The sequence below is a fragment of the Leucobacter triazinivorans genome (assembly GCF_004208635.1).
Lineage (GTDB): Bacteria > Actinomycetota > Actinomycetes > Actinomycetales > Microbacteriaceae > Leucobacter > Leucobacter triazinivorans.
In genome coordinates, this window is sequence record NZ_CP035806.1 from 2,603,962 (window position 1) to 2,623,290 (window position 19,329).

14 protein-coding genes are annotated in these 19,329 nt (G+C 68.3%); 7 read left to right on the forward strand and 7 right to left on the reverse strand.

Going from position 1 to position 19,329, the window contains the following annotated elements; translation table 11 throughout:
• Positions 1 to 38: 38 nt before the first annotated feature.
• Both EVS81_RS11740 and EVS81_RS11745 read left to right on the forward strand, forming a co-directional pair.
• A complete protein-coding gene (locus EVS81_RS11740; protein WP_130110553.1) occupies positions 39 to 1,193 on the forward strand; it encodes a glycosyltransferase family protein in 1,155 nt (384 codons plus the stop codon).
• Positions 1,194 to 1,239: 46 nt separating this feature from the next.
• Positions 1,240 to 2,529: a nucleotide sugar dehydrogenase gene (locus EVS81_RS11745; RefSeq protein ID WP_130110554.1), complete on the forward strand. Its 1,290-nt coding sequence runs from the start codon at positions 1,240 to 1,242 to the stop codon at positions 2,527 to 2,529.
• Positions 2,530 to 2,613: 84 nt separating this feature from the next.
• On the opposite strand, the gene EVS81_RS11750 is transcribed toward EVS81_RS11745, so the two are convergent.
• From EVS81_RS11750 to EVS81_RS11765, 4 genes are all read right to left on the reverse strand, one after another.
• Positions 2,614 to 5,757: a cell wall-binding repeat-containing protein gene (locus EVS81_RS11750; protein WP_130110555.1), complete on the reverse strand. Its 3,144-nt coding sequence runs from the start codon at positions 5,755 to 5,757 to the stop codon at positions 2,614 to 2,616.
• Between the two features lie 151 nt (positions 5,758 to 5,908).
• Positions 5,909 to 6,907 (reverse strand): glycosyltransferase family 2 protein, encoded by a 999-nt coding sequence (locus EVS81_RS11755; protein ID WP_130110556.1) that lies wholly within the window; start codon positions 6,905 to 6,907, stop codon positions 5,909 to 5,911.
• A gap of 23 nt (positions 6,908 to 6,930) precedes the next feature.
• A complete protein-coding gene (locus tag EVS81_RS11760; protein WP_130110557.1) occupies positions 6,931 to 7,131 on the reverse strand; it encodes a DUF6752 domain-containing protein in 201 nt (66 codons plus the stop codon).
• Complete coding sequence (locus tag EVS81_RS11765; RefSeq protein ID WP_130110558.1) at positions 7,128 to 8,690, reverse strand: methyltransferase domain-containing protein; 1,563 nt, start codon at positions 8,688 to 8,690, stop codon at positions 7,128 to 7,130. The genes EVS81_RS11760 and EVS81_RS11765 overlap by 4 nt, the downstream gene beginning before the upstream one ends.
• A gap of 140 nt (positions 8,691 to 8,830) precedes the next feature.
• Between EVS81_RS11765 and glf the strand changes: the two genes are divergently transcribed.
• Positions 8,831 to 9,970: a UDP-galactopyranose mutase gene (gene glf, locus EVS81_RS11770; RefSeq protein ID WP_205879330.1), complete on the forward strand. Its 1,140-nt coding sequence runs from the start codon at positions 8,831 to 8,833 to the stop codon at positions 9,968 to 9,970.
• A 138-nt stretch (positions 9,971 to 10,108) separates the two neighbouring features.
• Here glf and EVS81_RS11775 read toward each other — a convergent pair whose 3' ends face one another.
• The 3 genes from EVS81_RS11775 to EVS81_RS11785 all read right to left on the reverse strand — a co-directional run bounded on the left by EVS81_RS11775 (position 10,109) and on the right by EVS81_RS11785 (position 13,907).
• On the reverse strand, positions 10,109 to 12,010 hold the full coding sequence (locus EVS81_RS11775) for a glycosyltransferase (RefSeq protein ID WP_130110560.1): 1,902 nt from the start codon (positions 12,008 to 12,010) through the stop codon (positions 10,109 to 10,111).
• A 141-nt stretch (positions 12,011 to 12,151) separates the two neighbouring features.
• The gene (locus EVS81_RS11780) at positions 12,152 to 12,502 is read right to left on the reverse strand and encodes a hypothetical protein (RefSeq protein ID WP_130111441.1); all 351 of its coding nucleotides are present in this window, start codon (positions 12,500 to 12,502) and stop codon (positions 12,152 to 12,154) included.
• Between the two features lie 10 nt (positions 12,503 to 12,512).
• Positions 12,513 to 13,907, reverse strand: coding sequence for an O-antigen ligase family protein (locus EVS81_RS11785; protein WP_130110561.1), 1,395 nt, complete (start codon positions 13,905 to 13,907; stop codon positions 12,513 to 12,515).
• A gap of 118 nt (positions 13,908 to 14,025) precedes the next feature.
• Between EVS81_RS11785 and manA the strand changes: the two genes are divergently transcribed.
• The 4 genes from manA (at position 14,026) to EVS81_RS11805 (ending at position 19,286) form a co-directional block, all read left to right on the forward strand.
• Positions 14,026 to 15,348, forward strand: coding sequence for a mannose-6-phosphate isomerase, class I (gene manA, locus EVS81_RS11790; protein ID WP_130110562.1), 1,323 nt, complete (start codon positions 14,026 to 14,028; stop codon positions 15,346 to 15,348).
• 272 nt (positions 15,349 to 15,620) lie between these two features.
• Positions 15,621 to 16,004 (forward strand): hypothetical protein, encoded by a 384-nt coding sequence (locus EVS81_RS11795; protein WP_205879436.1) that lies wholly within the window; start codon positions 15,621 to 15,623, stop codon positions 16,002 to 16,004.
• On the forward strand, positions 16,004 to 16,942 hold the full coding sequence (locus EVS81_RS11800) for a bifunctional riboflavin kinase/FAD synthetase (RefSeq protein ID WP_130110564.1): 939 nt from the start codon (positions 16,004 to 16,006) through the stop codon (positions 16,940 to 16,942). Before EVS81_RS11795 ends, EVS81_RS11800 begins: the two co-directional genes overlap by 1 nt.
• A gap of 157 nt (positions 16,943 to 17,099) precedes the next feature.
• Positions 17,100 to 19,286 carry a DEAD/DEAH box helicase gene (locus tag EVS81_RS11805; RefSeq protein WP_420813216.1) on the forward strand — a complete coding sequence of 729 codons (2,187 nt, stop codon included), beginning with the start codon at positions 17,100 to 17,102 and terminating at the stop codon, positions 19,284 to 19,286.
• The last annotated feature ends 43 nt before the right edge of the window (positions 19,287 to 19,329 follow it).

Consider the following 19,329-nt stretch of genomic DNA (forward strand, 5'->3'; position numbering starts at 1 on the left):
CGACCGTTACCGCGAGCAGTCCACGGTACACTCGCGGCGTGACGAGTACCGCGAAACAGATCCTCTGCACCTCGCTGACCCCGATCGAGCGTGACGCCCGCGTGCTGCGGCAGATCAGTCTGCTGGCCGAGCTCGGAGAGGTTACCACGATCGGCTTCGGCGATGCACCCGCGGGCGCAACCCGGCACATTCGGGTGCCGGACGGTCTGTCGACTCTACCGCAGACCGCCGGCGGCGTCGCGAAGCTCGCTGTGCGCGCGCACCGGGCCGCCGAGTGCTCGGCCCCGGCCGCGCGATACGTGCTCGAGCAGGGCATCATCGGCCCCTGGGACCTCGTCGTCGCGAACGACGCGCGCGTGCTCGACCTCGCGTTCCGACTGGCCGGCGACGCGCCCGTCTGGGCCGATCTGCACGAGTGGGCGCCCGAGGAGCGGACGCACATCCTGTCCTGGCGCCTGCTCGTCGCGCCGCTCATGGTGCATCTCTGCGAGACGTACCTGCCGCGGGCCGCGCTCGTCACGACGGTGTCTCACGGGATCGTCGAGCTCTACCGCGAGCGCTTCGGCGTCGATGCGCGACTCATGACGAACGCCGGACCGTTCCGCGATATCCCCGTGCGAGCCGGGGACGCGGCGGACGAGACTATCCGATGCGTGCACAGCGGCGCGGCGATCCACGGCCGCGGGCTGGAGACCATGGTCGAGGCCTTCACGCAGCTGCCCGAGCGGTTCACCCTCGACCTCTACCTGGTGGCTGCCGGCGACGGCGGTGCGCACCTGCGCGAGCTGCAACGGATCGCCGGAGGCAGCGAACGGATCCGCTTCCGGGATCCCGTCGCGCCGGCGGAGCTGCCGTCGACCCTTTCGGCGTTTGATCTCGGCGTATTCTGGATCCCGCCGACGCACACTAACGCCCGCCTGACTCTCCCGAACAAGTTCTTCGACTACGTCCAGGCGAGGATCGGCATGGCGATCGGGCCGAGCGAGGAGATGGTGCGCGAGCTGGAGCGGTACGGGCTTGGGGCGGTCAGCGAGTCCTTCGAACTCGCAGACCTCGTGCGATCGGTCGCGTCGCTCTCCCGTGCGCAGATCGATGAGTGGAAGCGCGCAGCCGATCGTGCAGCCCACGAACTGAGCTTCGAGTCGCAGAGCGCCGGGATCCGGCAGCGGCTCGAAGGACTGCTCGCCGTCTGAGAACGGTCCCATCAATTCCGGCCGAGCGCCGGTAGACTCTTCACTCGTGAAGATCGTAGTAGTCGCAACCGGCAAGATCGGCCTCCCGCTCGCCACGCAGTACGCCTCCATGGGGCACGACGTGGTCGGCGTCGACGTCAACCAGGCGCTCATCGAGTGCATCAACCGCGGCGAGGAGCCGTTCCCCGGCGAGGCAGGCCTCGCCGAGAAGCTCGCCGAGCTCGTCCCTTCGGGCAAGCTTCGCGCGACCACGGACTACGCCGACGCCATCCCCGGCGCCGACGCGGTCGTGCTCGTGGTGCCGTTGCTCGTCGACGAGGAGACCTGGCAGCCCGACTTCAAGTGGATGGACGCCGCGACGCAGTCTTTGGCGGAGCACCTGACCCCGGGCACACTCATCTCGTACGAGACCACACTGCCCGTCGGCACCACTCGCACGCGCTGGAAGCCGCTCATCGAGCAGGTCTCGGGCCTCCGCGAGGGCACCGACTTCCACCTCGTCTTCTCGCCCGAGCGCGTGCTCACAGGCCGCGTGTACGCCGATCTCAAGAAGTACCCGAAGCTCGTCGGCGGCCTGAACGAGGCCGGGACGCGCAAGGCGATCGAGTTCTACGAGGCCGTGCTCACCTTCGATGAGCGTATCGACCTCCCCCGCCCGAACGGCGTCTGGGATATGGGCACGGCCGAGGCCGCCGAGATGGCGAAGCTCGCGGAGACCACCTACCGCGACGTCAACATCGGCCTCGCGAACCAGTTCGCGCGTTTCGCCGACACCGCGGGCATCGACGTCTACAAGGTCATCGAGGCCTGCAACTCGCAGCCCTTCAGCCACATCCACCGGCCAGGCATCGCCGTCGGCGGCCACTGCATCCCCGTCTATCCGCGCCTCTATCTGTCGACGGATCCCGACGCTGACATCGTGCGCACCGCCCGCAACTACAACGCGACGATGCCCGCCTACGTCGTGGATCGCGTGCAGCAGACCATCGGCGACCTGTCGGGCCAGCGCGTTGTCGTGCTCGGCGCCGCCTACCGCGGCGGCGTCAAGGAGACCGCGGTCTCGGGCGTCTTCCCGACCGTCGAGGAGCTCACCGCTCGCGGCGCGATCGTGACCGTGCACGACCCGCTGTTCTCGGATGAGGAACTCGCGGGCTACGGCTTCACCGCTCACTCCATCGGCGACCCGGTCGACGTGGCGATCCTGCAGGCCGACCACGCCGATTACCTGGCGCTCGGACCCGCCGACTTCCCTGGTATCAAGCTCTTCGCCGACGGACGCAATGCCACCGACGCTGCGAAGTGGACGGGCGTCCCGCGCGTCGTGATCGGCGCATAGAGCACCTCTGCCGGCGCATGTGCTCCGGCGCAGGCCTCGGTCTGGGGCCCAAGAAGGATTCCGGGCTTCGGATTCTTCTTCGGGCTACTGGAGATCGGCGATCACCTGCTCGAGGCGGGGTTCCAGCACACCGATGCCGCCGACCAAGGTAACTCGCTGTGAGCCCCTACCGTTCAGCAGCGCGTTCGTTGTCGGCGACGTGAGCGCTGTGGGGCGCGAGAGAAGCAGCGGCGAGCCAGTACGCCCAGCGAGGACACCGGCTGCGAGTCCGTCGGGGAAGTCCATTCCGGGGGCAATGTATGCGTATGCCGTCTTGCCGAAGTAGGTCAACCCAATCTGCTCCGCAGTGTCGAAGCGGTCGGACCCGACAATTGAGCGTGTCGGTTGCAGGCCGGCCGCGCGAAGCGCGGTCAGGGCCGGGCCACCGAGAGCGTCGACGGATCGCGCTTCGAGGTACGCCTTCGCGGTGCGTGCCGCGGCGGTGTCGTCGTAGAGCACGATCGCGCGCTTCGTCATGACCGCCGCCGGTACAGCAGCGATGGCGTCCGCGAAGTCTCGTCCCGTTGCCGCGAATGTATCACGCGGAGTCCCTCCAAGCTCAGCTTCGAGACGTTCCGCCACCGCGACGGAGGTCTCGTAGCGGTTCGAGCCCTGGGGTCGATGCGGGTCGAGCGAAACGCCAGGTGGCAGTTCCCCTGCGATTGCATCGGGAATCGCGCCGGTCCCACCCACAGGGAGCGCCTTGGTCGCGCCGAGCCGGGCAATCTCCGCGACGGTGTCGGGCGTAAGCCGGCCGTCGGGCTTGGCGAGCAGGATGGGAGCGTCCAACGCTGCGGCAAGCGGCCCGGCCGAGAGCGCATCGGCGAAGTCATCCCCTCGTGCGAGCACCACTGTGCTCGCACTTCCGTACGTTTGCCGGGAGACTGCGACAGCCGTAGCGTACCTGTCGACGCCCGCGACGCGAGTCGGGACGCGCGGGGTTCCCTGCTCCGCGATGCCGGCAATGCCGTTTGCGCCGGCCCCGACATATGCGATGCGCTGGGTGGTGGAAGGCGTGTCTGGGATCGAGATGAACGATGGAACGATGCTGGTACCGAAGTCACGAATGTCCGTGAGGATCGCGCCGGAACGAGAGACTCCGATCTGCTGAATCGTCGATGAGATGTACATCGCAAGATAATCCTGCGAGCCCTTCATCGACCGGATTGGGCCTTCAACCTGCTGCTTCCAGAGGACCGCGCCCGTGTCTGGATCCAGACCAAAGAGCCACCCTTGCGCCCCGGTCGTCGGGTCCGCGGCCACTATGAGCTGGCGACCGGACTCGTCAGCAGTGAGGTGGACCCCGTTGACCTTTGTGACTTGCACCGGAAGGGTCGTGCTCCAGACCACGGTCCCTGTCTCGTCGTCACCGTCGGCCTGCCAGCGCAGCACTCGCGCGCGTTCGTTTGGCAGCGCGGGCTGCGCCTCGCCGATTGTCGAGGTTCCGAGGAAGAGATCGGTGTCGCCTGGTTCGATGGCTGAGACTTGGTGGCGGCCTACTGGTGCCGTGAAGACTTCTGGGATCGAGCCTGGGGCTCGGGAGACGAGGCTCACGCCTCCTCCGTAGTTCCCGTAGGTGGGCCCCGTCGCAACGACGAGCTTGTCGAGCCCTGGACTGTAAGCGATCGCAGCAGGTCGCATTTGCCCTTTCCCCAACATCGCCACCTTGCTCACATTGAGTGAGGAGTCGAGCTCGTAGACCGAAGCAGATGGATAGATTGCCGAGTAGAGTTTGTCGCCGACGACGACCTGTGCCTTGGGTTCACCGGGGATGCGAACTTGCTGAACTGAGGGATCCCCGTGCACTTGGTAGCGCCAGTGGCCCCCCACCAAGAGACGATTCCCGAACTCGACGACACCCTGTGGAATTGCGTCGCGCAGTTCCTGGTCGGCGGGGATCAGCTTTCCGCCGGGCAGCACGCTGTCGGTGGACGGGTCAAAGATCCACAATTCGCTCGTGCCAGTCACCCCCTGGACCATGCCATCGATCACTTGGAGGGAGCGGGTCTCGCTGCCTGGCTCGGGAACCCCGCGCGCGACCGGCGTCGAAGCGGGGTCGTCGAGGTCAAGTGAGTATAGCGACGCCTCTGGGCGGACCGTAAACCATGCCCGCGCATTCGCTGTGTCGATGACGATCCGATCAATCGTCATGCCATCGACCGGCAGTAAGAGTCGTCGCGCCGGGGGCGAATCACTACCCGGAGGAGAACCCACAAATAGAGAGGCCTCGGCTTCCGAGCCGATGATGACGGTCGGGGCGGAACCGTCGGCAGGGCTCGTCGCCGCCGCTGAGTAAGCGATTGATCGTCCGTTGAGCGCCTGCGTGGCCTCGGACCACATGTGGAGCTGTTGCGAAGCCCGATCGAGTCGCCAGACCGCAGCGGGGTTGCCGAGCCCGATCGTAAGGCCCGTTGCGTCCGCGGCGAGGGAGCGGACGTAGCGAAATGACCTCCAACTTGTCGCGGGCGTGTAGTCGATCGCGTTGCCCGTTTTCAGGTCGACGCGGAACAGCTTGGCTCCAGCGGCGTCGTATGTTCCTGCCCAATACCAGCGGCCGTTGTCTGGCGCTGCAAGTACGGTGTCTTCGATGATGCTCATCACGATGGACGACTTTGGGAGGATCGCAGAAGCCGTGAATGTTGAGGTCTGCGTGTCGAAACCGAGCACCTGGGTTGACCGCTGGCTCGTCGGTGCACTGGTGCCGACCGCGAGCATCGTACCGCTGAGCGCCATGTCCCATGAACCCGTACCGAAGGGCAGATCGTGCGCTATCGTTGCTGCTTCGCCGGTTGGGTCGGCGGCGTAGAGCCGTGCAGGCGAGGCAGAACGGGTCGCGGCGTAGGCACGACCGGAGGCGGGGTCGATGGTCGTCGCGGTTACTGCGTCGGTCGTGACTGGCACGCCCGGAAGGGCCAAGCGGGCGTCGTTGGCTGCGACCGGTGTATCATCCGGTTCGATCATCCCCTCGAGCAGCGGATCGCCAGTTGGTGCTGCGGGCTGCGGGTCTTCTGGATCGGACGAGCCCGGCGCAGTCGACTCTGCCGGCGCATCTTGCGAGGGCTGCTCACCACGATTGAAGGCCGCAGCGGGAGTGAGAGTGCCGGCAAGTGCAGCGGCGGTGGCGAGGAGCGCGCCAACCGCGGCCAGGCGTGCCCTATGGCCTGGTGAACGGAGGCGTGATGCTACCAAGAGGAACTCCCTTCGAACTCCTCGCGGATCCGGTGGCCGCACCGCGGATTCGCATCAAAGTGCTCTAAGTGAAGTTCCCTTGAGTGCTGAACTTCATGGGCAATGTTTGGGCCGCAGTGCGGGCCGAAGAAGTCATCGAGCACTGGATGCCTCAGTTCGAGGCTCGCCGGTAGCGGGCGTCGTTCGGGAATCGCGGTTGCGGATTGAACTTCCGTCCGGCCCAGAGCGCGCGACGCATCTGCTTCTTGACGCCCTTCGCCACGTTCCCCTGGCGCATCTCTACGATCACGCGTCGCACATAGCTGATGTAGGAGAATCTGCCCTCGTAGTGGTAGCGGTATGAGGCTTGATTGCGGGTGCCCTTCGAGAACTTCCAGAGGTTGTCAGCATTGACCTGACGGTAATTCACCCCGGCGTTCACCCCCATGTCGTGCACCACCGTGCTGTCGAGGCAGATGATCCCGGGGCCGTAGGCGCGCGTGAGGCGCTTCGTGTACTCCTTGTCATCGAACCAGATGAAGTACTCGCCGAGCGGAAGCCCCGCTTCCTTGAGCGCCCAGCTCGGCACCAGCACGGAGACGAAGGTGCACTCTGTGACGAGCAGTGAGTTCAATCCGGCGAGGAATGTGCGCGGCCAGTCCCAAGTGGTGATGGGATTGTTCATCTCGCAGAGCGACCCGTCGACGAACTTCACGAGCGAGCACGCGAACGGCACCTCGTGCTCGAGCACCTTCGAGGCGCGATCGCGCTGGTCGAGCAGCGTCTCGAGAGCGCTGGGGTCCGGATAGCAGTCATCGTCCATGATCCAGACGTAATCGGCACCGAGGTTGACGCCCTTCGCCATTCCATGCTCGAACCCGCCGGCACCCCCGAGGTTCTCGGCGAGGTGCATGACGACGAGCCTCGGATCGTCGAGGCTGTCGAGATAGTCCTGAGTGCCGTCGCTCGAGTTGTTGTTGACGACGACGACCCATGCAGGCGCGTGCGACTGGGCGAACACCGACTCGAGGGTCTTGGGGAGTTTCGCTAAGCGGTTGAAGGTGACGATGACCGCGGCGACCTGAGCGGTCGGCCCATCCTGCGATAGCGAAGCCCCGACGATAGGAATCGGATGGGTGTTCGGATGCGTCTCGTGGAACGATTCGGCCATGGTGCGCTGTTCTCTCCCTGGGGTTACTTCGCTGTTGGCCCGGGGCCACCGGGTGTGAGCTGGGCTTCGATGATGTCGAGCATCTCGGCGACGCGAAGGCTGTCGCGACGGTACTCGTCGAGTTCGCGTTCGAGCTGGTCGATGCGGGCGTGCAACTCTGCGTTGGGCCTCGAGGGGAAGATATTCAGGACACGGCGGGCGAGTCGCTTCAGGCGCTGAATCATGAGTTCTCCTTGGGCTTCGTGGCGGTGCGGATATCTGGTGCCAATGAGAAGCGGACCCCGTACGGCGCTCGGCGCTTCTCTTCCGAGCGTGGCTTCAACTTGACGATCTCAGCGTCCAAACCGAAGTGAGCGGCGCGTTCGACGAACCAGGCCGGAGCGATCGCCCAGCCCATAGGGTCTCCGTGCGGTCGGTTGAGGTCCCGTCGCCCGTACAGCGTTGCGACGGCTGAGCCGCCTGACCGAAGCGCCATGCGCGCAATTCGGAACCCTTGGTTCAGCGCGTGCCGGCCGAGGCTCTCGAAGAGGTGGTTCCCGATGAGGTCGAACGGACCATCGATCCCGGCCTGCCTGGGGAGTGCGAGCGATTGGGTGCGGAAGAGGTTCACATGGTGCACCGAGAACCGGTCGCATCGCTGCTCGGCCGCTCGCTCGAGCGCGTAGGGCGAGTAATCCGCAGCGATGACCTTGCGCGAGGCATTCAAAGCCGCGAATTCCGCACCGAGCCGTCCCGTGCCGCAGCCGAGGTCTACGAGCCAAGGCGCTCGTAGGCTCTCGTGCTGCGCAAGGATCCATTCGGCGCCAGTGCGCCAGAGGGTGTCATCGTCCACACCGAGAAGCCGGTAGTGGTCGTTCCAGAAATCGCGGCTCTGGTGGAACGAACCGAACCAGTTCTGAAAACGCCGGACGGTATCGATCGGGGTCGCCAGACGATACCCCGGGATCGGCGTGCGCCAATTCTCGTCATAGTTGATCACGAGCCAGCTCTCTGGATCGGCCGGTGCCGGGAACTCGCGTCCTTGAATGGTGACGGTGGAGAACGGCAACATCTGGTCGGGTCGCATTCGTCCGCGTACATGGAACGGTTGATTGATGCACCCGTCCTCGCTGAAGAACGCTGCGAACACGTCGACGTAGTGATCGAGGGCGCCGAACTCGTCGCGGAAGTACAGTTGCATGTGGGTGGCGCTGTGGCGCACGATCTCGTATCCCAGGCTCTCGAGGATATGGCCGACCTCGAACCCCTCCCTGGCTACATCCACTGGGTTGGTGTGCTCCGAGAGATACGCGACGTCGGCGTCGTCATCATGGGGGAGCAACGACTGATCGCGCACTCCTCCGAGAAGTGTGCCTCCGACGACGAAGGGGCGAAGCCCGATTTGGGTGAGATGAGCGATCACTTCTTCAGTTCGATCGAGGATGCGAAGCTGAACGCCTGAATTGCCTCGCTCCAGAGTCTTTCCCAGCCTTCCCCACTTGTTTATGGCGAGCGGAATGCCGTCGGCGTCTCGTACTCGGGTGACTGTGTCGGCATCGCTGAATCGAGCCTGAACTTCTGCGATCCGCTCGCCTGTTCCTGAATCTCGAAGTGAGACTTCGGTAGCACCGACGAGATAGGGGACAATGGGGGCAGGCCAGGCGTATTCGCCCTTGCGCAGAGCCGGTGGGGCCAAGAGATCGATCGACCACACGCGATCCTCTCCGAAGAAGATATCGACCGAGCGCACGCGTTCGGAAAGCACGGGTATGCTGATCCCCGTCTTCGAGACCGTGATTGACATGCGCCCCTTGCCAGTGTGTGGACCGATTTCTTACCGGCCTATACTCTCATGCTGCGCGGTATCAAGCTGGAAGGCGCAGGGCGTGGGCCCCGGGACACGTGACACGGGAGAGCTTCGAAAGTACCCATAGACTGGTGCGCATGGATCTTCTCGTCGTCGGATCAGGTTTCTTCGGGCTCACCATCGCCGAGCGCGCCGCGAGCGCCGGCAAGCGAGTCGTCGTGATCGACCGCCGCCCGCACATCGGCGGCAACGCCTATTCCGAGGCCGAGCCCGAGACCGGGATCGAGGTGCACCGGTACGGTGCGCACCTCTTCCACACCTCCAACGAGACGGTGTGGGAGTACGTCAACCGGTTCACGACGTTCACGAACTACGTGCACAAGGTGTACTCGAACTTCAAGGGAGAGGTCTACCCGCTGCCGATCAACCTCGGCACCATCAACCAGTTCTTCCGCGCGGCATACGGGCCCGACGAGGCGCGGGCGCTGATCGCCCAGCAGGCCGAGGAGTTCGACACGAAGGCGGCGAAGAATCTCGAGGAGAAGGGCATCTCGCTCATCGGGCGCCCGCTCTACGAGGCCTTCATTCGCGACTACACGTCGAAGCAGTGGCAGACCCCCACGACCGAGCTGCCCGCCGAGGTGATCTCGCGGCTGCCGGTGCGGTACACCTACGACAACCGCTACTTCAACGACACGCACGAGGGCCTGCCGACCGACGGCTACACGGCGTGGCTCGAGCGGATGGCCGACCACCCCAACATCGAGGTGCGGCTCGACACCGACTTCTTTGACGAGTCGCAGCCCCTCAACAAGCGGGCCACGGTGGGCACGGTGCCCGTGGTGTACACGGGCCCGGTGGATCGATACTTCGACTACGCCGAGGGCGAGCTCGGCTGGCGCACCCTCGACTTCGAGCAGGAGGTGCTGCCGACCGGAGACTTCCAGGGCACGAGCGTCATGAACTACGCGGGATCCGACGTGCCCTACACGCGCATCCACGAGTTCCGCCACTTCCACCCCGAGCGCGAGTATCCGGCCGACAAGACGGTGATCATGCGGGAGTACTCCCGTTTCGCGTCGCGCGACGACGAGCCGTACTACCCGGTGAACACGCCGGAGGATCGCGAGCGACTGCTCAAGTACCGCGCGCTCACCGAGGCCGAGGATCGGGTGCTGTTCGGCGGGCGCCTCGGCACCTACCAGTACCTCGACATGCACATGGCGATCGGGTCGGCGCTGTCGATGTACAACAACAGGCTCGCCGAGCTGCTCTGAGGAGCTGCTCCGAGGAGCCTGGTCGCGCGGCCCCACGGTGGATTCTGCGACTGCGCGCAGAATGACGGACTGGCCGATCGTCGTCCTGCGCGAGCGTGCGAGTCGCAGGATCCACGCGCCCTGCGACCGCTCGTCGGGCTAGCGGCCCTCGAAGGTCCGCTTCCACTCCTCGACCGAGGCGATCCGGGGCAGCGCCGCACGGTATTCGCGCGCGAGTCGATCCCAGTTCTTCTCGATCTCGCGCGTGAGCGCGCGCGACTCGCGCAGCAGCCGGCGGAACTTCGCCCGGTCGTGCCGGTACCACATCTTCCCCGCTCCGTCGGCCGACCCCACGATCACGCTGCTGTGGTGCGGGATCTGCCACCACGTCGCGTCGAGCTTCGGGTACTCGAGCTCGGGCGCCTGCATGTCGCTCTCGTTGCTCGCGCGCAGCCAGTGCCGGGGGAGCATGCGGGCGGTGAAGAGCGCCAGGCGCAGGCCGGTGGGGCCCTTCGGCTCGTCGAGCAGCGGCAGCGCCCGCCCGCCGCGGGAGACGGGGGTGTCGGCGTCGCCGGCGCGGTACACGCGCGTCTCCGGGAAGTCGGCGGCCCGGGCGCGCGCCTGCGGCATGTCCGTCGCGATCTCGTCGTGCATGCCCCCGGGGCCGCGCAGCACCGAGCGCATGCCGTCGACCGCCAGCTGCACGGCGTAGTACTGCATGTTGAGCAGCTTCTTGATGTCCTGCCGGCCGCTGTTCTGCAGCAGCGTGCCGCCCGCGGGCCGATCCGAGTGCAGCAGACCCGCGACGATGCGATTGCGCGTGTGGAAGAACGCCTGCCAATCCTGCGAGTCGTCCTTGTCGATCCACGACACGTGCCACAGCGCCACACCCGGCAGCGACACCGTGCGGTAGCCGGCGGCCTTCGCGCGCAGCCCGTACTCGGCGTCGTCCCACTTGATGAACGCGGGCAGCGACAGGCCGATCTCGGCGATGACGCTCTTCGGGATCATGCACATCCACCAGCCGTTGTAGTCGGCGTCGAGGCGGGCGTGCATCCACTTGGTCTGGCGCAGATTGCGCGTTCGGAAGTCGTGGCGGTGCTGCTCCTCGAACGAGGGCCCCCACATGAACGGGCCGGGCCGCACCACCTCGGCCCAGGCGTGCAGCACGGGCTTGTCGAGCAGGTCGAACATGTGCCCGCCCACGAGCACCGGGGTGCGGCTGAAGCGGCCGAACTGCAGGGCGCGCAGGGCGCTCTCGGTCTCGAACTCGACGTCGTCGTCGAGCAGCAGCAGGAAGTCGGTGTGCTCGCGCTCGAGCGTCTCGGCCATCGAACGCGCGAAGCCGCCGGAGCCGCCGAGATTGCCCTGCTCGATCACCCGCAGCTTCTCGCCCAGGCGCTCGGCGACGGCGTCGAAACCGGCCTCGTCGCGCACCTGGCGCGTGCCCTGGTCGACCAGGAAGATGCGGTCGATGCCGTCGAGCAGCGCGGGGTCGTCGGCGATGTTCCCCAGCGTCGCCACGCAGTAGTCGGGCTTGTTGTAGGTGGTCATCCCGAGGCTCAGCTTGCCCGTGGCGACGGGATCGGCCTCGGTGTTCCACGATCCGCTCTCCAGGATCAGATCGTCGGTGCTCGCGATGAGATCGAACCAGTACCAGCCGCCGTCGCTGAATGCCGTGAGGGGCAGCTCGAAGACGCTCTCGGCGCTGCCGTCGACCCGGCGCGAATCGACGCGCTGCTGCACGCCCCGCGCATTGGAGCGGTAGACGATGATCGTGCCCGGTCCCTGCGTGCGCAGCGTCAGCGCGACCCGGTCCACCACCGTCCACCGCTGCCAGTACGAGGCCGGGAAGGCGTTGAAGTAGCTCGCGAACGAGACGCGCTGCCCCGAGCGCACGCGTGCGCTGCTGCGCGAGAGCACGTTGTCGATGTGCGCATTCTGGCTCAGGCGCACCGGCCGGCCGCGCACGGCCGTCCAGGTCTCGGCGTCGGCGTACAGCGGCAGCACATCGGGATCCTTGGCCAGCGGGAAGACGATGTTCTGAAGCGTGGTGGGCATCGAAGGCGCGCCTCTCTTGACGAACGGGGCCGGGATCCTCCGGCGCTTGCGACGCCCACAGTCTACCGACGGGGCACTCGGGGCTCGCCGATAGCGGCGGAGGTGTGCTTCGCCCGACCGACCGGGCGGATGCCCGACTCGTCAGTCCACGTCGAGGTCGTGGCTCACCCGCCACACGGCGAGGGTGAGCTCGGGCACCCCGGCGGCGATCTCGCGCAGCAGCTCGAACTCCACGCGATCCGCGTTGCGGCGGTGCTCCCGCGCGTCGGGACCGCCCGAGCGCGCGGCGAGCCGGGCGAGGCCGAACTCGGCCAGCCGGCCGCGATCCTCGAGCATCTCGTCGCGCAGGGCGAGCACCACCAGCTCGTCGACGTCGGGCACCTCCGCGACGGCGACGGCCGGATCCTCGCCGTCGCGCATGCGGTGCTCGAGAATCGTGTCGCGCTCGAGGCGCGCCTCGGACCGCAGGCGCTGCAGCCGCTCGGTCGTCATCAGCACGGCATCACCGACCGCTCCGTGCCGTGGGCACCGGGATGGGCCCGGTGTGGCGCGGGATCGGCACCCGCCTCCAGGGCAGCTTCGTCGGTTCGGCATCGAGCGAGGGGAGCTGGAAGTCGAAGCGCGACTTCACCGCGAGCAGGATGAGCAGCAGCCAGTTGCCCTCGATGAGCAGCCGGCTCTCGGTGAGCGACTGCACGAGCAGCGCCACCATCACGAGGAACGGCCACAGTGCGCTGGTGGCGTAGGGCAGCGGCTCTCCGAAGCCGCGACGGGGCGGATCCACCGCACGGAACCAGACGCGCCACATCGTGAGCACCACGATGGGCGCGAAGGCGAGCACGCCGATGATGCCGAGCTGCAGCCAGACGTCGAGCCACGCGTTGTGCGCGCTCATGACGGTCACGCCGGCCTTCTCGTCGAGCGATGCGAACGGCTCGACCCACGGGGCCCAGTAGCTCACCCAGCCCCAGCCGAACCACGGGCGCTGCTCGGCGAGCGCGATCACCGCGTCCCAGGTCTCGAGGCGGCCCGTCATATCGGCGCTCTTGCCGAGGAGTCCGAAGACGAAGTCGCGCGCGAAGAGCACCAGCGACACCGCGACCACCACCAGTGCGGTGCCGGTGAGGTACAGGGGCACCCGGCGTTCGGGGCCCAGCCGGCGTGCCCAGAGCGCGAGCACCAGGGCGACCATCGCCGCGAGCAGCGCCACCCACACCGTCGCGCCGCGGGTCAGCAGGATCGTGGCGAGGGCCGCACCCACCCAGAACCAGCCGGTGGTGGGGCGCACCAGTCCGGCCCGCAGCTGGATCCCGAACACGATCAGCCCCAGCAGTCCGATGAAGCCGAACAGCACGGAGCTGGCCACGATGCCCTGGATCGGCCCGCCGGTGAACAGCAGATCGCGGCTCCAGTAGAGCAGTTTGGGCACGGAGCCCGATTCCGGGGCCTCGGCGATGGGCTGCAGCACGGGCTCGCGCACCACGAGCGCCACCCAGAGCTCGAACAGGAACGAGACGCCGATCAGCCAGCGCAGGGCCGAGCCGAGGGTGCGCAGCACCTCGTGCCAGGTGAGCACGAAGGCGAGCACGACCGCGAGCAGCGTGGTCGCCAACTGGGCGACGACCCCGAGCACGCTCTCGAGGCGGTACTGCGACCACGCGATCGAGAGCACGGCGAGCGTCAAGAACCAGTAGACCGGCGAGGGGAGGCGGTACCAGCGGAAGCGCTCGGGCTTCAGCCGCACGAAGAGCACGACCCCCCACACCGTCAGCGCCGCGGCGACCGCGAGGAAGCCCCACCAGCCCAGCAGATTGCGCACCCCATTGCTGCCGAGCGTGACGATGAAGACGCAGATCGCGTACGCGCTCACGCCGAGTCTGGTCTTGCTCTCCGCCATAGTCGGTATGGTAGAGCATGGCCCCCGGGGCGAGCTGCGCGGGCGAGGCGGTCGAAAGGGATGGGCCCGATCCGGCGGTCTCGATCGAGCGCCCCGTGTCGACCGTCGGAGGAGTGACGTGCTGATCTTCATCGAGAACACCCCTCGCGCCTACGCGTGGGGCTCCAGGGACGCACTGCCCGACATGCTCGGCACCGCGCCCAATGGTGAGCCCCAGGCCGAACTCTGGCTCGGCACCCATCCCGGCAGCCCGGCGCACGTGGCCAAGGCGACGCCTCAGGCGCACACCCTGATCGACCTCGTCGAGAGCGATCCCGAGCGCTACGGGGTGGACGGCGGGCCGCTGCCCTTCCTGCTCAAGGTGCTGGCCATCGGTGCGCCGCTGTCGCTGCAGGTGCACCCCGATTCGGGGCAGGCCGAGGCGGGCTTCGCCGCCGAGGAGGCCGCCGGGATCCCGCGCGACGCGCGGCACCGCAACTACGGCGACCGGCGCCACAAGCCCGAGCTGCTCGTCGCGCTCGGCGACGTCACGGCGCTCAGCGGGTTCCGTGCGCTGCCCGCCGTGCGCCGCGACCTCGCGCTCCTCGCGGCTGCGGTGCGCCACTGCGACGACCGCGTCGATTCCGGCGCCGGCGGGGAAGCGGGCGAGCGCGCCGAGCGCGCCGAGTACGGTGGCGCGGATGCGCTGGACCGGGTGGCCGACCGCCTGGCGGGAGACGACGGCGAGCGGCGGCGGGAGTTGCTGCAGTGGGCGTTCAGCGGCGATCCGGTCGTGGGCCGAGCACTGCGTGCGCTGCAGCGGGTGATCGCTGAGGGGGACGCCGAAGCCGCCGGCCTCGATCCCGAGCGCGCCGCCGCGCTGCGCGAGCTGGTCGCCGCGCACCCCGGCGACCCCGGGGTGCTGGTGTCGCTGCTGCTGCACCTCGTGCACCTCGCACCCGGTGAGGCGATCTTCCTGCGAGCCCGCCAGCTGCACGCCTATCTGAGCGGGATCGCGGTCGAGGTGATGGCCTCCTCCGACAACGTGCTGCGCGCGGGGCTCACCGAGAAGCACGTCGACGTGGCGGAGCTGTGCCGCATCGTCGACACCGACGAGCTCGACGATCCGCGCTTCCCGTGCACCAGGTCGGCGCGCGGGCTCGTGGCCTGGTGCCCCGACGTGCCCGACTTCCGGCTGCTGCGCGCGCGGCTCTGCGACCCCGACGACGACTCGCTCGCGCGCGTCGACGACGGCGCGCCGCTCGTCGAGGTGCCGGCGGAGCACCCGCTGGTGCTCGTCGTGACCGCTGGGCGCGTGCGGGTGGAGCGGGCCGCGGCAGACGCCGAGGCGCTCGCCGAGGTGGCCACCGCCCGGCGCGGGCAGTCGCTCTACGTCTCGGCGGGCGAGCCGGTCCGGCTGACGGGGCACGGCGAGGTGTTCCTCGCGACCGTCGGCGGCTGAACGCGGGATCCGCGCGCGCAGTGATCCGCTCGCGCAGGTGATCCGCGCGCACATGAGATCCGCGCTCGCAGGGGGTCCGCTCGCGCAGGAGCCCCAGCCGACTCCGTCCTGTTTGAACGCTGAACTCCTGCACGAGCGGCGAGCCCGCACCGGAGGTCCCACTGCGCCGTGCGAGTACACTGGTGCGCGTGTCGAACGCCGATCTCCGCGAACCCCGGGACCCCGCTGCATCACCGGACGCGCCCGTCGACCGGCTCGGGGGGCTCGGGCGAGTGCTCATCACGGTCTACATCGTGCTGGCGATCGCGGCCACATTCCGCTCGATCTACCAGATCATCGCCAAGTTCGACGAGGCGCCGCTGGCGTACTCGCTCTCCGCGGTCGCGGGGCTCGTCTACATCGTCGCGACGGTCGCCCTCATCAAGCGCCGGGGCGCCTGGCGCACGGTCGCCTGGTGCGCCCTGCTCTTCGAGCTCTGCGGCGTGCTGATCGTCGGAACGCTCAGCCTGCTCGCCCCGCAGCTCTTCGCGCACCCCTCCGTCTGGTCGCACTTCGGCAGCGGGTACCTCTTCATCCCGCTCGTGCTCCCGGTGCTCGGCCTGATCTGGCTGCGCCGCGTCGACCGCGCCGCGCGCGGGATCGAGGAACCCGCCTGATGCGCGTGATCGACCGGCTCGAGGCGATCCGCCCCGAGGAGTTCCCGCACGGCAGCTGCGTCGCCATCGGCAAGTTCGACGGCCTGCATCGCGGCCACCAGGCGATCCTGCGCAGCGTGCGGGAGTCGTCGATCGCGGAGGCGCGCCGATCCGTCGTGTTCACCTTCGCCAACAATCCCCTGAGCTATCTGCGCCCCGAAGCGTGCCCGCAGCCGCTGATGAGCCGTGAGCAGCGCCTGGAGGCCTTCGAGGCCGCGGGGATCGACGTCTGCGTGATGCTCGAGTTCGATGCGGCCCTCGCCTCGATCCCCGCCGACCGCTTCGTCAGCGAGGTGCTCGTGGAGCGGCTGCGGGCACGCCACGTCGTCATGGGCTCCGACTTCCGCTTCGGGCACCGCGGCGCGGGCGACGGCGCGCTGCTGCGCACCCTGGGCGCGCAGCACGGGTTCGAGGCCGACGTGCTCGCCCTCGTCGAGGACGGCGATACCGGGCAGGTGTCGTCCTCCCGGGTGCGCGAAGCCGTGCTCGCAGGCGACGTCGACGCGGCGGCCCGCATGCTCGGACGCCCGCCCGCGGTGCGCGGCGAGGTGGTGCACGGGGACGCGCGCGGCCGTGAGATCGGCTTCCCGACGGCCAACCTCGGCGGCGAGATCGAGGGTCTCGTGCCCGCCGATGGCGTCTACGCCGGCTGGGTCGTGGTGCACGGGCGGCGCAGGGTCGCCGCGATCTCGGTCGGCGCCAACGTCACCTTCGACCCCGAGGGCGAGCCCCGCGTCGAGGCGTTCGTGCTCGACTTCGATCGCGACATCTACGGAGAGCGCCTCGAGGTGCAGTTCGCGCTGCGGCTGCGCGGCATGGTGCGCTTCGACTCGCTCGACGCGCTGCTCGCGCAGATGCGGGCCGACGTCGACGCGACGCGCAGCCTGCTCGCGGGATGATCCAGCACGCTCCCTGCAGCGGATGATAGGATCGTGACCACGGTCGCGCGAACGCTTCACGAGCCCCATGCCGCGCATGAGGTCAGGCTCGGAACCCGCGAGCGGCCTGCGCCCCGGTACACGCGCCGGGATCGCACCACGCTGATCAGGAGATCCATTGGCAACCACCACTGCCACGCGTCAGTCCGCTGCGAAGGGCAAATCGGGCAAGTCGGCCCAGCCGCGGGACACCGGCGCCGCATCGCGCTCGAACGGCCGCCGCAAGCACACGCACAACGAGGGCATCATCCCGCTGCTGGCGCGCGCCGTGCGCGAGGTCGAGGCCTCGGCGCAGCGCGGCAAGGCGAGCCCGGCCGGCCGCACCAAGTTCCACGTGATCGCGCTGCTCATGCGCGAGGAGCGCGCGCGAGTCAAGACCGATGAGTCGGTGAGCGACTCCGAGCGCGCCGAGACGCTGAAGCGCCTCGACGGCGTGGCGGCGATCCTCGCCAAGACCGCGGCCCGCGATACCAGCCTCATCACGCTGCTCGAGCCGACCGCCCCCATCACCGAGGCGACGCGGCTGCTGAAGCGCAAGATGCTCACGCAGGCCGGCATCGTGCTGCCCGAGGAGGAGAAGGCGGCGCCCGAGCCGGCGCAGACCTTCGTGCCGCCCGAGCTCGCCGAGCGCCAGGTCGAGCCCGCCGGCATCGATGCCCGCATGCTGGCGAACCCGTTCCTGGCACCCGACCTGGCTCCGCCGCGCACGCCCACGCCGGTGGTGCGCCTGGCGAACTGGGAGCTGCTGGGCCCGCTGCTGAAGTCGTTCGAGCAGGGGGGCGGCGGATCCGCGTGCATGGATCTGCCTGCGCCACCGGTGCCGGATCGCCTCGCGCCCGCCGGGCGAGAACTGATGCCGCACCAGGCCCGATTCCTCGCGAGCGTCGCGGACGGGCATCGCAGCTTCCTGCTGGCCGACGAGCCCGGGCTCGGCAAGACCGCGCAGTCCGTGCTCGCCGCGAGCGTCTCGGGGAGCTACCCGCTGCTCGTGGTGGTGCCCAACGTCGTCAAGATGAACTGGGCGCGCGAGGTGGAGCGGTGGACGCCGCAGCGCCGCGTCACCGTGATCCACGGCGACGGGCAGGACATCGACGCCTTCGCCGACGTGTTCGTGGTGAACTACGAGATCCTCGACCGGCATCTGAGCTGGATCTCGCGCTTCGGCTTCAAGGGCATGGTGGTCGACGAGGCCCACATGATCAAGAACGTGCAGTCGCAGCGCTCCCGCAACGTGCTCGCCATCGCCGAGAGCATCCGCGAGCGCACCCCGGGGGTCTCCCCGCTGCTCATCGCCCTCACGGGCACGCCGCTCATCAACGACATCGACGACTTCCGCGCCATCTGGCGCTTCCTGGGCTGGACCGAGGCCGACCGGCCCGGCGCCGAGCTCATGGCGCGGCTCGAGAGCAACGGGTGGACGCCGGCCGATCCCGCGTTCTACCCCGAGGCTCGGCAGAGCGTGGTCGACATGGGGATCGTGCGCCGCCGCAAGGTCGACGTGGCCGCCGACCTGCCCGCGAAGCGGGTGGTGGATCTGCCCGTCGAGCTGGATGACGAGATGGGGCGCGGGATCCGCGACGCCGAGGCGCAGCTGGCCCGCAAGCTCGTGGACCGCTTCACGGCGGTCAAGAACGGCAAGCTGGGGCAGAAGCTCAGCGACGAGGCCATCGTGCGCATGGTCTGCGCGCAGGAGCTCGAGGAGTCGAACGCGTCGGCCGACGGCATGAACGTCTTCACGATGGTGCGGCAGATCGGGCAGGCCAAGGCCTCGCTCGCCGCCGACTACACGGCGCAGCTCGCGCGCTCGGTGGGCAAGGTGGTGTTCTTCGCCAAGCACATCGATGTGATGGACCGGGTGGAGGCGCAGCTCGCCGAGGCCGGCCTGCGCACGGTCTCGATCCGCGGCGATCAGACCGCGACGTTCCGACAGCAGCAGATCGACGCGTTCAACAAGGATCCCGAGGTGGCGGTGGCGGTCTGCTCGCTGACCGCGGCGGGAGTGGGCGTCAACCTGCAGGCCTCGTCGAACGTGGTGCTGGCCGAGCTCTCGTGGACCGACGCCGAGCAGACGCAGGCGATCGACCGCGTGCACCGCATCGGGCAGGACGAGCCGGTGACGGCGTGGCGCATCGTCGCCGCGCAGACGATCGACGCGAAGATCGCCGAGCTCATCGACGGCAAGGCCGGGCTCGCGGCGCGCGCGCTCGACGGTGCAGCGGCGCCCGCCGAGGACGCGGACTCCGTGCAGCTGCTCGCGCTCATGGGCGTGCTGGAGCGGGCGCTGGCGCAGCAGGCGAACGCGTAGCCCGGAGACCCGGCCGAGACCGAGTCGATTGTGCGACCACGAG

Excerpts from the sequence above, each read along its gene's own strand:
- EVS81_RS11755 (WP_130110556.1), bottom strand. The coding sequence starts at position 6,907 with ATGGCCGAATCGTTCCACGAGACGCATCCGAACACCCATCCGATTCCT.
- EVS81_RS11760 (WP_130110557.1), bottom strand. The coding sequence starts at position 7,131 with ATGATTCAGCGCCTGAAGCGACTCGCCCGCCGTGTCCTGAATATCTTC.
- EVS81_RS11765 (WP_130110558.1), bottom strand. The coding sequence starts at position 8,690 with ATGTCAATCACGGTCTCGAAGACGGGGATCAGCATACCCGTGCTTTCC.
- glf (WP_205879330.1), top strand. The coding sequence starts at position 8,831 with ATGGATCTTCTCGTCGTCGGATCAGGTTTCTTCGGGCTCACCATCGCC.
- EVS81_RS11775 (WP_130110560.1), bottom strand. The coding sequence starts at position 12,010 with ATGCCCACCACGCTTCAGAACATCGTCTTCCCGCTGGCCAAGGATCCC.
- EVS81_RS11780 (WP_130111441.1), bottom strand. The coding sequence starts at position 12,502 with ATGACGACCGAGCGGCTGCAGCGCCTGCGGTCCGAGGCGCGCCTCGAG.
- EVS81_RS11785 (WP_130110561.1), bottom strand. The coding sequence starts at position 13,907 with ATGGCGGAGAGCAAGACCAGACTCGGCGTGAGCGCGTACGCGATCTGC.
- EVS81_RS11800 (WP_130110564.1), top strand. The coding sequence starts at position 16,004 with ATGCGCGTGATCGACCGGCTCGAGGCGATCCGCCCCGAGGAGTTCCCG.